General features: G+C 70.4%; 12 protein-coding genes and 1 tRNA gene. 7 read left to right on the forward strand and 6 right to left on the reverse strand.

Going from position 1 to position 14,709, the window contains the following annotated elements; all coding sequences use genetic code 11:
• Positions 1-32: 32 nt before the first annotated feature.
• Positions 33-1,085 (reverse strand): AI-2E family transporter, encoded by a 1,053-nt coding sequence (locus ERL55_RS08595; RefSeq protein WP_129136054.1) that lies wholly within the window; start codon positions 1,083-1,085, stop codon positions 33-35.
• A 122-nt stretch (positions 1,086-1,207) separates the two neighbouring features.
• Between ERL55_RS08595 and ERL55_RS08600 the strand changes: the two genes are divergently transcribed.
• The 6 genes from ERL55_RS08600 to ERL55_RS08625 all read left to right on the forward strand — a co-directional run bounded on the left by ERL55_RS08600 (position 1,208) and on the right by ERL55_RS08625 (position 6,411).
• A tRNA-Arg gene (locus tag ERL55_RS08600) sits at positions 1,208-1,284 on the forward strand.
• 81 nt (positions 1,285-1,365) lie between these two features.
• On the forward strand, positions 1,366-2,901 hold the full coding sequence (locus tag ERL55_RS08605; RefSeq protein ID WP_129136055.1) for an aldehyde dehydrogenase family protein: 1,536 nt from the start codon (positions 1,366-1,368) through the stop codon (positions 2,899-2,901).
• 115 nt (positions 2,902-3,016) lie between these two features.
• The gene (locus ERL55_RS08610; protein WP_129136056.1) at positions 3,017-3,298 is read left to right on the forward strand and encodes a DUF4190 domain-containing protein; all 282 of its coding nucleotides are present in this window, start codon (positions 3,017-3,019) and stop codon (positions 3,296-3,298) included.
• A 70-nt stretch (positions 3,299-3,368) separates the two neighbouring features.
• Positions 3,369-4,424 (forward strand): quinone-dependent dihydroorotate dehydrogenase, encoded by a 1,056-nt coding sequence (locus tag ERL55_RS08615; RefSeq protein WP_129136057.1) that lies wholly within the window; start codon positions 3,369-3,371, stop codon positions 4,422-4,424.
• 5 nt (positions 4,425-4,429) lie between these two features.
• Positions 4,430-5,485 (forward strand): UDP-N-acetylmuramate dehydrogenase, encoded by a 1,056-nt coding sequence (murB, locus tag ERL55_RS08620; RefSeq protein ID WP_129136058.1) that lies wholly within the window; start codon positions 4,430-4,432, stop codon positions 5,483-5,485.
• Positions 5,482-6,411 (forward strand): DMT family transporter, encoded by a 930-nt coding sequence (locus tag ERL55_RS08625; protein WP_129136059.1) that lies wholly within the window; start codon positions 5,482-5,484, stop codon positions 6,409-6,411. The genes murB and ERL55_RS08625 overlap by 4 nt, the downstream gene beginning before the upstream one ends.
• 52 nt (positions 6,412-6,463) lie before the next feature.
• Here the strand turns inward: ERL55_RS08625 and ERL55_RS08630 are convergent, their stop codons facing one another.
• Together ERL55_RS08630 and ERL55_RS08635 are read right to left on the reverse strand one after the other, a co-directional pair.
• Complete coding sequence (locus ERL55_RS08630) at positions 6,464-6,754, reverse strand: tetratricopeptide repeat protein (RefSeq protein WP_129136060.1); 291 nt, start codon at positions 6,752-6,754, stop codon at positions 6,464-6,466.
• Complete coding sequence (locus tag ERL55_RS08635; protein ID WP_129136061.1) at positions 6,754-8,058, reverse strand: tetratricopeptide repeat protein; 1,305 nt, start codon at positions 8,056-8,058, stop codon at positions 6,754-6,756. The genes ERL55_RS08630 and ERL55_RS08635 overlap by 1 nt, the downstream gene beginning before the upstream one ends.
• Positions 8,059-8,154: 96 nt before the next feature.
• Here ERL55_RS08635 and ERL55_RS14930 point away from each other — a divergent pair, with 96 nt between their 5' ends.
• Entirely contained in the window at positions 8,155-8,313 is a 159-nt protein-coding gene (locus tag ERL55_RS14930) for a hypothetical protein (RefSeq protein ID WP_164972157.1), read from the forward strand.
• 29 nt (positions 8,314-8,342) lie between these two features.
• Here ERL55_RS14930 and ERL55_RS08640 read toward each other — a convergent pair whose 3' ends face one another.
• The 3 genes from ERL55_RS08640 to ERL55_RS08650 form a co-directional block, all read right to left on the reverse strand.
• Complete coding sequence (locus ERL55_RS08640; RefSeq protein WP_164972158.1) at positions 8,343-10,280, reverse strand: methyl-accepting chemotaxis protein; 1,938 nt, start codon at positions 10,278-10,280, stop codon at positions 8,343-8,345.
• Between the two features lie 277 nt (positions 10,281-10,557).
• Complete coding sequence (locus ERL55_RS08645; RefSeq protein WP_206733296.1) at positions 10,558-13,890, reverse strand: S8 family serine peptidase; 3,333 nt, start codon at positions 13,888-13,890, stop codon at positions 10,558-10,560.
• Positions 13,891-14,070: 180 nt separating this feature from the next.
• Positions 14,071-14,703, reverse strand: coding sequence for a phosphatase PAP2 family protein (locus ERL55_RS08650; protein WP_241685735.1), 633 nt, complete (start codon positions 14,701-14,703; stop codon positions 14,071-14,073).
• Between the last annotated feature and the right edge of the window lie 6 nt (positions 14,704-14,709).

The raw sequence follows: 14,709 nt of genomic DNA on the forward strand, positions 1-14,709 counted from the left end.
GCCCGGTTCGCAGGAACCGGGCCTTCCTGTTTTCAGCGCTCCGTTCCGGATTCGCTCTCCTCGCCCGGCACCGAGGTTTCGGTGTCGAGCAGTTCGCGCACGTAGAGCCTCTTGACCAGCACGTAGACGAACACCGTCAGCGGCGCGGCCAGCAACAGGCCCGCCAGCCCGTACAGCGCGCCGAACCCGAACAGCGCGAACAGCAGCAGCGCCGGTGGCAGTTCGACCGCGCGCTGCTGGATCAGCGGCTGGATGATGTTGCTCTCGATCTGCTGGATGACGATGTAGACCACCAGCGTGGCCAGCCCGATCTTCGGGCTCACGGTGAAGCCGAGCAGGATGCCGGGCACCGCGGCCACGATCGGGCCGATGATCGGCACGAAGTCGAGCAGGAAGGCGATCAGCGCCAGTGCGAACGCGGCGGGCACGCCGAGCATCCACAGGGCGATGCCGGTCAGCGCGCCGACCAGCAGCATCGCGACCAGCTGCCCGCCCAGCCACATCTGCAGTGCGCGCCCGCTGGCGTCGAGCGCTTCGGCGGTGGTCAGGCGCACGGAGCGCGGCACCAGTTTCAGCACGCCCTTGCGGTAGAGCTGCGGCTGCGCGGCCATGTAGATGCCGCCGACCAGCACCAGGAACAGTTCCAGCAGTCCGCTGGTCAGCGACATCGCCATCGCCCCGGCGGTGCCCATCAGGCGGTTGACGTTGCCGCGCAGCGCCTCGATCTGCTCGTGGATGACCGGGCCGAGCCGGGTGGTGTCGACCCAGTCCTGGAAGGATTGCGCCGCGGCGGGCATGGTCTCGACCAGGGTGGCGAGTTCGCTCGCCGCCTGCGCGCCGAACAGCGCCAGCAACGTCGACAGGCCGCCGATCAGCAGCACCAGCACGACCGCCAGCGCGACACCGTGCGGCAATGGCACCACGCGCCGCAGCAGCCCGGTCAGCGTCAGCAGCACGGCCGCCAGCACCACGCCGCCGAACACCATCACCAGCACGTGCGAGAGTTTCGCGAGCACGAACGCAAGGCCGACGATGGCCACGAAGATGATCACCTTGCGGGTGTAGTCGAGCAGCTCGGTCGGCATCGGTGCGGTCGGAATCGGGCACTGCAGGCAGCGGTGCGCTCCAAGTGCCCATATGCGGCGTGCAAACGCCGTGGACGCTGCGGCTTGGGCAATTGGCCCGGGCATGAGAAAATCACCGGTCTGCCCCCGTAGCTCAGCTGGATAGAGCGTCCCCCTCCTAAGGGGAAGGTCGTGCGTTCGAATCGCGCCGGGGGCGCCAGTTGCATCCACTTCGGCATCCTGCCGTCGCGCCGGCCCGCCCGGCGCCCGTGTCCCCCATGTTCCGTTTCAGGAGTACTCCATGACCCATTCCGTCCTCAGCGCGCTCGGCCTCGGCGACAGCGAATCCGGCACCTTCCTCGGCGGCGGCGAATGGGCCACGGGTGACGGCGCAGGCACCCTCGAGCCGACCAATCCGACCACCGGTGAGGTGCTGGCACGGGTCAGCGCGACCACGCCCGAGCAGTACGAGGCCATCGTTGCGCGCGCGCAGGAGGCCTTCAAGGTCTGGCGCAGGACGCCGGCCCCGCGTCGTGGCGAGGCCATCCGCCTGTGCGCCGAGGCGCTGCGCACCCACAAGGACGCGCTGGGTTCGCTGGTCGCGCTGGAGATGGGCAAGTCGAAGCCGGAAGGCGATGGCGAAGTGCAGGAGATGATCGACATCGGCGAGTTCGCCGTGGGCCTGTCGCGCCAGCTCTACGGCCTGACCATGCACTCCGAGCGCCCGGGCCACCGCATGTACGAGCAGTGGCATCCGCTGGGCATCGTCGGGATCATCTCGGCGTTCAACTTCCCGGTCGCGGTGTGGGCATGGAATTCGTTCGTCGCCGCGGTCTGCGGTGACATCTCGATCTGGAAGCCCTCGGGCAAGACCCCGCTGTCGGCGATCGCCTCGATGCGCATCTGCAACGAGGCGCTCAAGGCCGGCGGCTTCCCCGACCTGTTCTTCCTGTTCAACGACACCGACAACGCGCTGGCCGAGCGCATGGTCGACGACAGGCGCGTGGCGATGATCAGCTTCACCGGCTCGACGAAGGTCGGCCGCCAGGTCGGCGAGCGCGTCGCGCGTCGCATGGGCCGTTCGCTGCTGGAGCTCGGCGGCAACAACGCGATGATCGTGGAGTCCTCCGCCGACCTGAAGCTGGCGATCCCGGCGATCGTGTTCGGCGCGGTCGGCACCGCCGGCCAGCGTTGCACCAGCACCCGCCGCGTCTTCATCCACGAGTCGATCTACGACGACGTGCTGGAGAAGCTGGTCTCTGCCTATGGCCAGGTGGAAAAGAAGATCGGCGACCCCACCGACCCGGCCAACCTGATGGGCCCGCTCAACAGCCCCGATGCGGTCAAGGCCTACCTCGACGCGATCGGGAAGGCCAGGGCGGCCGGCGGCACCGTCGCCACCGGGGGCAAGGCGCTGACCGAGCGCAAGGGCAACTTCGTGCTGCCGACCATCATCACCGGCCTCGCCAATGACGCCGAGGTGGTGCAGACCGAGACGTTCGCGCCGATCCTCTACGTGATGAAGTATTCGGATCTGGAAGAGGCGATCGAGATGCAGAACGACGTGCCCCAGGGCCTGTCGTCGGCGATCTTCACCACCGACCTGCGCTCGGCCGAGCAGTTCCTTTCCGCCTGGGGCTCGGACTGCGGCATCGCCAACGTCAATATCGGCACCTCGGGCGCGGAGATCGGTGGTGCGTTCGGTGGCGAGAAGGAAACCGGCGGTGGCCGCGAGTCGGGCTCCGACGCCTGGAAGGCCTATATGCGCCGCCAGACCAACACCATCAACTACTCCAACGACCTGCCGCTGGCACAGGGCATCAAGTTCGACCTCTGACCGCATCGCGGCGGCCGTGCGCGGGTGGTGAACCGCCACGCGTGGCCGCCGCGCGCCGAAGTACGATACGGCCACGGCGGCCCCTTCCCGGGCCGCCACACCCCGGGAGCCGGACATGGACGCAACGCCACGCCAGACCAGTGTGCTCGCCGTTCTGAGCCTCGTGTTCGGCATCCTCGGCTGGACGCTGCTGCCCGGCCTCGGCGCGATCGTGGCGGTGGTCACCGGCCATATCGCACGTGCGGAGATCCGCCGCGCGCCGCAGACGCTGGAAGGCGACGGGCTGGCGATCGCCGGCCTGGTCCTGGGATGGCTCGGCATCGTGCTGGGTATCGCGCTGGTGGCGCTGATGCTGGTGCTGTTCGGCGGCCTGGCATGGCTCTCGGCATGGGGCTGACCGTGCGGGATCCGGCCGCGTCGACCACCGCCGCCATCGCCATGTCCACGCGCGCGGAGCGCTGAGCCGCATGTATCCGCTCGGCCGCCGCCTGCTGTTCTCCCTCGACGCCGAACGCGCGCACGGGCTGGGCCTGTCGGCGCTCGACCTGGCGTACAGGACCGGCACCACCGGCCTGCTCGCGCGCAGGGTCAAGCCGTTGCCGACACCGGCCTTCGGGCTGCGCTTTCCGAACCCCGTCGGCCTTGCAGCCGGGCTCGACAAGAACGCCGAGCACATCGACGCGCTGTTCGCGCTGGGCTTCGGCTTCGTCGAGGTGGGCACGGTCACGCCGCGGCCACAGGCGGGCAACCCGAAGCCGCGCATGTTCCGGCTGCCCGAGCACAACGCGGTGATCAACCGGTTGGGCTTCAACAACGACGGCGTCGATGCACTGGTGGCCAACGTCGGCCGTGCGACGCGCAAGGGCGGGCTGCTCGGCATCAATATCGGCAAGAACAGGGACACCCCGAACGAATCCGCGGCCGACGACTACCTGTACTGCATGGAACGGGTGTATCCGCTGGCCGACTACATCACCGTCAATATCTCCTCGCCCAATACCGCTGGCCTGCGCGAGCTGCAGGAGGAGCAGTCGCTGCGGCGGCTGGTGGCGACGCTGCGCGAGGCGCAGGAACGCTTCGGCGCACAGCATGGCCGGCGCGTGCCGATGCTGGTGAAGGTGGCCCCGGACCTCTCGGACGACGACATCGACGCGGCCGCCCGCGTGCTGCGCGAGCTGCAGGTGGACGGCGTGATCGCCACCAACACCACGGTGTCGCGCATCGCCGTGCAGCAGCATGCGCTGGCCCGCGAGACCGGCGGCCTGTCCGGCGAGCCGCTGATGAACAAGGCCACCGCGGTGCTGCGGATGCTGCGCACGCGGCTGCCGGAATCGATCCCGCTGGTAGGCGTGGGCGGCATCATGACCGGTGCCGATGCGGTCAAGAAAGTGGCGGCCGGCGCCTCGCTGGTGCAGCTCTATACCGGCCTCGTCTACCGCGGCCCCGCACTCGTGCACGAATGCGCCGCGGCGATCCGCCGGCGCAAGGAAGCACCGAGCATCGGCAACCTGCCCCCGGCCTGAGTACGATGACCCGGGGCTATCGCGTACTGCAGCGCGTGCCGCTGCGCAGTTCCAACACCTTCGGCATCGACGCCTGCGCCCCGCGCCTGGTCGAGGTGGACGAGGCCGATGCCCTGCCCGGCCTGCTGGCCGCAGGCCTGCTCGGCGATGCATCGGCACCGGCGATGGTGCTGGGCGGCGGCAGCAACCTGCTGTTCGCCGGGGACCCCGAGTGCACGCTGTTGCGGCTGTGCGGTGCGCGCATCGACATCATCGACGACCGTGATCCGGCGCATGTCGTGGTCCGCGCCGAGGCTGGCGTCGACTGGCACGCGCTGGTGATGTGGTCGCTGGCACAGGGTCTGGGCGGGCTGGAGAACCTGGCGCTGATTCCGGGCACCGTCGGCGCCGCGCCGATCCAGAACATCGGCGCCTATGGCGTGGAAGTGGGCGAGCGCATCGTCGCGGTGAAGGCGTTCGACCGCGAACGCGGCAGCGCGGTACGGTTGGACCGCGACGCCTGCGCATTCGCCTATCGCGACAGCCGCTTCAAGCGCGCGCCGGATCACGAGATCGTCACCGCGGTGGAATTCGCACTGTCGCGCCACTCGGCGCCGCGGCTGGGCTATGCCGGGCTGGGCGAGGAACTCGCCGCGATGGGGATCGCCACGCCCTCGCCGGCTGACGTGGGCGAAGCGGTAATCCGCCTGCGACGGCGCAAGCTGCCCGACCCCGCACGCATCGGCAATGCCGGCAGTTTCTTCAAGAACCCGCTGGTTCCGACCGCGCAGGCGCAGGCCCTGGTCGCCGAGCACCCGGACCTGCCGCTGTACCCGGCCGGCGACCCGGGCCGCCGCAAGCTCTCGGCCGCGTGGCTGATCGAGGCCTGTGGCTGGAAGGGGCATCGCGATGGCGACGCGGGTGTGTCGGCCGGACATGCGCTGGTGCTGGTCAACCACGGCAGCGCCAGCGGCCGCCAGTTGCTCGACCTCGCCGTGCGCATCCGCGACTCGGTGCACGCGCGCTTCGGGGTGGCCCTGGAACCCGAGCCGCGCATCGTCGGCGCCAGCTGGCCTGCATGAGGTCCCCGGCGCGCGCAGCCATCTCCACCCCGGCACGCGCCGCCCTGCTGATGCTGGGCAGCACCATCCTGTTTGCGCTGATGGTGATCGCGATCCGGCTGGCATCCGAAAGCCTGCACACGTTCGAGATCGCCTTCTTCCGCAACTTCTTCGGCCTGGTGGCGGCGTTGCCGCTGCTGCTGCGCCCCGGACGTGGGCTCGCCTTCCTGCGCACGACACAGCTGCCGCGCTACGTGGTGCGTTGCGTGATCGGGGTGGCCTCGATGTTCTGCGGGTTCTGGGCGATCGGCCACCTGCCGCTGGCGCAGGCGGTGTCGCTGTCGTACTCGACGCCGATCTTCGTCACCATCGCCGCGGTGCTGTTCCTGGGCGAAACCGTGCGCGCGCGGCGCTGGACGGCCGTGGCGCTCGGCTTCGTCGGCGTGCTGGTGATCCTGCGCCCGGGCACCGGGGAGTTCACCCCGGGCATGCTGGTCGCGGTGGCCGCGGCCGTGCTCAGCGGCATCGTCGCCATCCAGATCAAGGAGCTCTCGCGCACCGAGCCGGCCGACCGCATCGTCATCTGGACCACGCTGTTCTGGGTGCCGATGTCGTTCCTGCCCGCGCTGGTGGTGTGGGAGTGGCCGCAGGGCATCGTCTGGCTGTGGGTGATCGCCTCCGGCGTGCTCGGCACCGGCGGCCACATGCTGTGGACGCGCGCGCTCAAGATCGGCGAGGTGTCCGCGTTGACGCCGATCAGCTTCATGCAGCTGCCGGTGGTCGCGCTGTTCGGCTGGCTGCTGTTCGGCCAGACCGTCGACCGCTGGACCGCCATCGGCGCCGGCATCATCCTCGCCGCCAATGCCTACATCGCCCACCGTGAAGCGCGCCTGGCACGCCGCTCCGCCACCACCGCACCGGTCGAGGCTGCGAAGCCGGGTGAGTGATCCGCGGTGGAAAACCGTGCCGGCCGTACCGTTCACCCGCCTGCGCGCAGGTTCAACCGGCAGGTCCACCCTCCTTCAGGCGCATCGCGGCGCGCACTTCGCCACGGCCGTCGCCGATGACCTCCAGCGCTGCCGGTAGCGCTTCGTCGACCAGCGCCAGCGCTTCGCGGCGTGAGCCCGAAAGATCGAGTAGACCGGCATACTTCAGCGCGGTCAGAAGCGAAGAAGGGTGGCGGGCGCCCAACAGCCGCTGCTGGGTCTCGAGGACCTCCCTGGCCATCGGCAATGCAACGTCGAAGCGCTCGATGCGCGCCAGGACTTCCGCCACGCGCCAGCGTGACATCAACGTCTGCGGGTGCTCCGGGCCGAGCACGTTCTCCCGCAGTCGAGCACCGCTTCGAGTTCAACAAGCGCTTCGTCATGGCGCCCGAGGTCACGGAGGTCCAGGGCCATGTTCGAGCGGGTGGCGAGCGTTTGCGGATGCCGCTCGCCCAGTTTGCGCATCCCCGCCTCGAGCAGCCTGCGGTTGTAGGACATGGCATTCCCGTAGTCACCGACATCCGACGACGATGCCGCGAGATTTCCGAGCGTCCGGAGCGTGTCCTCGTGCTCGGGACCATGCACGCGTTCGCTGATTGCCAGAAGCTCGGTGAATATGCCGCGCGCGACCTCGTGCTCCCCGAGCTTGGAATATGCGATGCCGAGGTTGTTGCGCACCCGGATCGTGGTCGGGTCCTCCTCGCCGCGGGTCATGGCGAGGCGCTCGTACAGGGACGCCTGCATGTCCCTGGCCGCGACAAGGTCGCCCATCCCGGCGACGGCCTCGCTCCTGCTGAGTTCGAGCAGTGCACGCAACTCGCTCGCATCGTCGAGGTGACCTGCATTCCGCAACGCGGTCTCCACCACGGCCTTGGCCTCGGCCGGCCGCCCGTCGCGGATCATGCTTCTGGCCAGACCCTGTCGCGCCTCAAGTGTTGCGTCCGCACTCGCACCCAGCAGCCGTTCCCGCTCGGCGAGCACCCCTGACCAGTCATGGGCGGACTGACGGTACATTCCCAGCTCATGCCGCACATGCGCGATGGAGGCACGCAGGTCCGCTGCAAGCACGGGGTCCGCCCCGAAGTCGCGCTCGATCGCGGAGATCGCGCCGCCCAGGATGTTCCCGTCGACGAGTTGCCGGGCGATGTCGGCCCCGTTGAGGTGGGGCAGGACCTGCTGGAAGGCCTCCAGACGATCCTCCGCCCTGTCCTGCACCTGGGCCCGTAATGCATCCACCAGCCCGACACCCAGCCCCTCGATATCGATGCCCTCGAGCATCGACTGCTGGAACTCCGATACGGTTTGCAGCTGATGCGCCCCCTGCTCGGCCAGCGCATGTTGCGTCCGCGCCTGGTCGAGCCCGTAGAGGGAGAGCCCCAGCCCGGTCAGCAGCGCCAGTACGACGACACCGGCGACCGCCAGCCCGCTGCGATTGCGCCGAACGAATTTCCCCCAGCGATAACCGCGCTGGTCCGGGACCGCAAGCAGGGGCCTGCCCGCGAGAAAACGCCTGAGGTCTTCCACCAGCCCGGTGACCGATGCGTACCGCATCGCGGGGTTGCCCGCCGTGGCCCTGGCCACTGCCCAGTCCAGGTCACGTGCAAGCATTGCCCGATAGCCGGCGACGCCGACATCCAGCGCCCGCGCAAGCTCCCGCCTTCCGTCGGGCGACAGGGCCGTCAGCGTCCGCGAAGGCCGGAACGCGTGACCGGTACCCCGGTCCGCGACTTCGCGGCGGGCGGCACGGTTGCCGGGCCGGGGCAGGTGGAGGTGCGGATCCGCGGTGGCACGGCGCAGCTGCAGCCGGACAGCGCCAGCCTCGGCCAGATGGTCAAGCGGATCCAGGACACCCTCGCCGGCTGATCCGGAGCGTGCCGCACGACCAGGCGCCGTCAGGCGGTGGTCGCGACGTCCTTGGCCGCGAACGACGACACCGCCATGTGCAGGCCCGACGACACCCCGTCGAACTGCTGCGATGTCCCGGCCAGGTGCTCGACCAGTGCGGCATTGCGCCTGGTGCCATCCTCCATTCCGGCCAGGGCGCGGTTGACCTGGTCGACGCGCTGGGTCTGTTCGCGGGTGGCGGCGGTGATGTCCGCCATCATGCCGCTGGTCAGCTCGATCATCCTGGCCAGCTCGCGTACGGCCTGACCGGCTTCCATCGCGCGCTCACTGCCGGTGGCGACGGCTTCGTCCGCGGTCTGCAGGCTCCGCCGGATGTCGCGCGCGGATGACGAGCAGCGCTGGGCGAGCGCGCGAACCTCGCCGGCCACCACGGCAAAGCCGCGCCCTGCCTCGCCCGCACGCGCAGCCTCGACCGCTGCATTGAGCGCGAGGATGCTGGTCTGGAAGGCGATCGAGTCGATGACGCCGGCAAGCCCTGCCACCCTGCGACTGCCTGCGGCGATGTCGTCCATCGCCGCCACCACGCGCTCGACCGCCTGCGCGCCGCCCTGCGCGGCCTGCGTCGCGCTTCCGGCAAGTCGCGACGCCTCGTCCGCGTGCCCGGCGGTCTGCGTGATCGCCCCGGCCAGCGCATGCATGTCGGCCGCGGTGCGCTCCAGCACGGTCTGCTGCTGCGCGGTGCGATGCGAAAGGTCGCCACTGCCCGTGGCGATCGCCAGTGCACCCTCCCGCAGCGACTCCGAGAATCCATGCACGCGCGCCAGCAGCGCTTCCAGCGCCGCGGCCTGCTCCACCTCGGCGGTGATGTCGGTGCAGTACTTGACCACCCGGTAGGGCCTGCCCGCCGCGTCGAGGATCGGGTTGTAGCTGGCCTGCAGCCAGAGGTCGGTCCCATCGCGCCGGATGCGCCGGTAACGCCCGGTGTCGGCCTCGCCCGTGGCGAGCTTGCTCCAGAAGCTGCGATAGGCCTCGGAGGCGCGCTCGGCCGGATCGACGAACATCGAATGGTGGCGGCCGACGATCTCCGCCCCGTCATAGCCCGCCGCGCGCAGGAAGTTCGCATTGGCCGCGCAGATGGTGCCGTCGAGCTCGAACTCGATGACCGCCTGCACCTTGTGCAGCGCGGTGATCTGTCCTTCGTGGTCGGCGGTGCGGTTGCGCTGCGCGGTCACGTCCGTGGCGAACTTGACCACCTTGCGGGGCCTGCCCGCGGAATCGAGGATCGGGTTGTAGCTGGCTTCGATCCAGACATCACGGCCGTCGCGCGCGCGGCGCCGGAACAACCCGGAACGGAACTCCCCCGCGTTGAGTGCCTCCCAGAACGCGCGGTACTCCGTACCGGCCGCGTGCTGGCGATCCACGAAGATGGCGTGGTGCCGGCCCACGACCTCTTCGGCGGCGTAACCCATCGTCGCCAGGAAATTCGCATTGGCGCGCAGGATGGTGCCGTCGAGCGCGAACTCGATGACAGCCATGGAGCGGTCCAGCGCCTGGTACTGGGCGGCCAGATCGAGCTCGCGGGACCTGCCTGCGGTGATGTCACGCACGAGTTCGATCACCCGGGGCGAACCACCGGCGTCGGCGGGCAACGCGATGAACGTGGACTCCAGCCACAGTTCGCGGCCGTCGATCGCGGCACGGTACGCCTGCCCCGACGCGGTGCCGGCGCGCGCCAGTGCGTCGCAGGGATCACCATCGGGCTGCTGGAAGCCGTGCGATGCGAGCACCTCGCAGCGCTTCCGGCCATGCACGTCAGCACTGTCGCAGCCGAGCAGTGCGCGATAGGCCGGGCTGGTACGCAACACGGTGCCATCGCCGGCCAGTTCGGCCACGGCGTGGCTGTGCTGCATGGCGTCGTAGAGCGTGGTGGCGACAGCCGGAACGTGCCGTCGCGGCAACCGCGACAGAAAAGGGACTGCAGGCATCCAGGGAAATCCGATGGCGTGGCATAGCGGGCCCCGGGGGGCGCCCCGGAGACGGCGCATACCCCGCCGTACCACCGCTATCGGCCGACCTCTCCGCTACTTGAGTGCCGATCCGCGAATCCGCTCACAGCTTCGCTGCACGATGCCGCCGCGGCCGCATACGGATGCGGCGACTTCCGACGCTCCGGTATCGCGGGCGGCTGGGCGCACGCGGACGTGGCGCCGGAAATGCGGACGCCCGGCGCGGGCCGGGCGTCCTTACACGTCAGCGGGAAGATCAGGGTGTGACCGTCAACACCACCGGTGCCGCCGCCTTCGGCGTGGCCGGGTCGTTGCTCTGTACGCAGTAGTTGGCGACATGGCGGCCCGGAGCGAGCCCGCCGGTACTGACACTGATCCGCAGGGTCTGGCTGCGCCCCGGCGCGACGCTGCCGGATGCCGGTGCCGCCGCGCCCATCCACGGCGCACCGCACCCGACCATGCCGCCGATCCGCATCGACAGCCCCGGGAAGGCGCTCACCGGTGACCAGCTGCCGGTGCCGTCCGCTGCGACCACCAGCGCGGCGAAGCTGCCATCGCCTTCCGGCGCCGCGTACCACACCCAGCTGCTGGCGAACGGCGCACGTGCATACACCACCAGCCAGTAGCGGCCGGCAGGCAGCACCACGTCCTGCCCCGCGGCGGCAAGGTCGAGGGCGATGTTCGCCCCGGACAGCGTCACGCCCGCGCCGGTGGGCGCGCTGGTATGGCGCCAGATCGCGGCCTGCGGCGAGGTGGCCGGGTTGCCGGCGGGCAGCCCGTTGGCGTCCGGGAAGATCGCCCAGCCCAGCGCACTGGCGACATTGGGCAGGACCGCACCCCCGACCATGAAGCCCTCGGTCCACAGCGAGGTGATGCGCGTGTCCCCGGCAAGGATGAAGTCGTCGGCGGCGAACTGCGCCGCCGGTGAACCCGCATCCGTCCGCCAGGTGCCGCGATAGCCCGTGGTGAGGGTGCCACGCTGGCGATCGACCAGGGTCAGCGCCGCGGTGCCGGTGTTGGCCACCGAATACTGCAGCGTCGAACCACCGGCGTTGGCAACCGATCCCACCGCCACGCCACTGCGACCTCGCGCGAGGCTGAGCGCCACCGCATCCGGCAGATCGATGACCGGCGCCGGCACCGCGATCGCCACCGGCAGCCGCAACGTCGGCCGCGGCTGTCCGCCGACGGTGGCGTTGACCGGCTCCATCACCACTTCGCCGAAGTGCCAGCTGCCATCGGCCGGCAGGCTGCTGCTGTTGACCAGCACCCGCAGCGTGCGGGTCGCCCCGGCCGCCAGCGTCAGGCTGGCCGGCGTCACCCCGCCCGGCACGCCGTCCAGGCGCACGCGGTAGGTCTGCGTGGAGGCGGTGGGGTTGCGCAGCGTGCGCAGGAAGCTGCAATTGCGGAAGCACCGCGCGCTGGCGATCGACGGCTGGTTGAGCGAGGACACGTCGCCACCGGTGGCCGGATTGGCAGCGAGGTAGTTCGCCGCGGTCTCGTGCATCACCAGCCCGGCATTGATCGCGCGGTCGACGCGGATGCGCCCGCTGCCCTTGCCGAACGGCGTGGCCGGGGTGACCTCGTCCTCGAGGTAGACGAGCGGTTCGGCGGTCATCGCCAGTGCGGACTTGATCTCCGGCACGCTCCAGCCCGGCCGCGCCTGTCGCACCAGCCCCGCCGCGCCGGCATGGTGCGGCGAGGCCATCGAGGTGCCGTTCATCAGGCCGATCGCGTTCTCGAACCCGGTGATGGTGGTCCCGGCGATGGTGGCGAGGATGCTCACGCCGGGCGCGGTGACGTCGGGCTTCAGCAGGTCGAAGCGGCCGGCAGGCCCGCGCGAACTGAACGCCGCCAGCGCGTCGGCGGTGTTGGGCAGGGGCACCGGCGGAAACGCGATCGCCGCGGTGGCGTCGGCATGCGCGCGCGCGAAGTCACGCAGCGCGATGCCATCGGCCTGGTCGACGCCGAAGGCGCGGATGGTGGTGTCGGGCACCGACGGGATCAGCGCACCGGGGGCGTTGTTGGCGATGAGCACCGCGGTCGCGCCGCCTGCCGCCACCGCGTTGGTCTTCTCGGTGAACGAACAGCCGCCGCGGCGCACCAGCACGATGGCGCCCTGGTAGCTGCCCGCGGGCGCGGCGGTGCAGGCGTCGGTGTCGGTGTCGAAGGTCGGGCTCACCCGCAGCGGCGTGCTGCCCGGGATCGCGGAGGTGTGGGCCACACCGTTGCTGCCTTCGTTGAGCAGCACGGGGGTCAGCGGTTCCGGCACCGGCTGCGGCCCGGTGACTTGCAGGGTCACCGCGAACGCGCCGCGGCCGTGCTGCGCGGCGGCAGTCGACGCCACCCACGGTTCCAGATGCCCCATGGTGTTCGGGCCGGGCCCGCTGTTGCCGGCCGATGCGGCAACATAGATGCCGGCATCGGTGGCGCCGAGGAACGCCAGCGACACCGCCTCGCTCCACGGCTGCGCGCCGCCGCCGATCGAATAGTTGATGACGTCGACGATGCCGTCGGCCACCGCCTGCTCGATCGCCGCGACCGCCGAAACGTTCGGGCACAGACCCTGCCCGGTGGCCACGTTGGTGTAGCAGATGTCGAAGGCGACGATGTTGGCGCGCGGCGCGACGCCCGAGATGCGCCGCGGGTTGCCGCGGAAGTCGACATCGCGGCGGTTGCCGGCGGCGGTGGACGCCACGTGGCTGCCGTGGCTGTTGGTATCGCCGAATCCCGGCTCCTCGCGGATGTTGGGCTGGCCGCAGGTGTTGGCGGGCGCCCCGCAGACGAAGTTGTAGCCGCCGATCAGCTTGGCATTGCAGCGTCCCTGGTCGACGCCACCGGGCGCGCAGGTGCCGAGGTAGGTGCCGTCGCCCAGCGGGTTCGCGTGCACGTGGCCGTCGACCGGATCGACGGCGGCGAACGAGGGGCTGCCGAAGTTGATGCCGGAGTCGAGGATGCCGAACACCACCCCTTCGCCCTGGTAGGGCGCGGGCGCGCCGGGATTGGTGCCGCTCCAGACCGGGCCGGCGCCGATGTGCAGCGGGCCGGTGTCGGTATCGAGCACGTACTCGCGGTAGCCCTCGACCAGCATCACCTCGGGCATCGCCTCGACGGCCGCGACCTCGTCGGCCGACAGCGGGATCACCACGCCGTTGACCGCGTACTGCATGCGCTTCTCGGCCGCCACCGCGCGCCCGAGGCGCCGGGCAATCGCGCCTTCAAGTACCTGCTGGCGCTGGCGCAGGTGGGTCACGTAGGAGCGCGCGTTGGTGCCACGGGCGTCGATGCGCTGCTTGCCGCGCGTGTCGCGACGCCGTTCCGGCGCGGCGAGGCCGGGGGTGCCGCCCTCGTAGGCGGCGAGCGCGGGTTCGCGGAACACCACGATGTGCGGCTGCGGTGCATCCGGCTGGGCACCCGCTCCGCCGCCTCCACCCCTGCGGCCGGCGGCGGTCGCCGCGGCCCCGGGGTCTGCGGATGCCGCACCTGCGGCGGTCGTGGCGACGGTGCCCGGCCCACTCCCGGAACCGGATGGAAAGCTGACGATTGCGGCAAAGGCCAGTCCCGAGAACAGGACGGCCAGACCGGTCATGCGGACAGGCGACATGATGGATTTCCCCGATGGCGTTCACGATCGGAACGACGACGGCGCCCGGAAGCGGCCATCGCCCCGTACCCGGCTCGCGTGCGCCACCCCCTGTCCGGCGGCGCGGCCTGTCGCCGGTTATACACCGGCCCGCGGCGATGCGCGCGGATCACCTCTGGGATTGGATCAGCGTGCGGCGGCGCCCCCGCGCATCAGCAGCAGCCAGCTCGCCACCACCCAGATGCTCGCCGCCATCCAGCCGGCAATGATGTCCGAGGGGTAATGCACACCGAGATACACCCGCGACAGCCCCACCATCGGCACGAACACCGCCATCGCCGCCAGCACCGGCCAGCGCCAGCGCGTGGGCCAGCACAGCAGCACCAGCACCAGTGCCAGCGACATCGAGCCCATGGCGTGGCCGCTGGGGAAACTGTAGGTGGTCTCGGGCGCGATCGATTCCCACAACGTCGGGCGCTCGCGCGCGAAGGTCAGCTTGGTGGCGACGTTCAGCAGCCCGGCGCCCCCCAGCGCCACCGCGGCGAACACCGCCGCGCGGAACCGCCGACGCCACAGCAGCACCAGCACCACGACGACGTCGGCCGGCACCACACCCCAGCTGTGGCCGATGGCGGAGAAGAACAGGAACAGCCGGTCGAAGCCGTCGCGCGCCATCGCCTGCGCGAACAGCAGCAGGGGCTCGTCGAACGGAATGGCCTCGGCCTCGTGGACCTCGTCGGCGAGTTCGGCGAATACCCACATGGGCAGCAGCACGCCGGCAAACAGCAATGCGAGGGCGAATCCGTGCCTGCGCAGCACCGCGGA

Source organism: Luteimonas sp. YGD11-2 (assembly GCF_004118975.1).
GTDB lineage: Bacteria > Pseudomonadota > Gammaproteobacteria > Xanthomonadales > Xanthomonadaceae > Luteimonas > Luteimonas muca.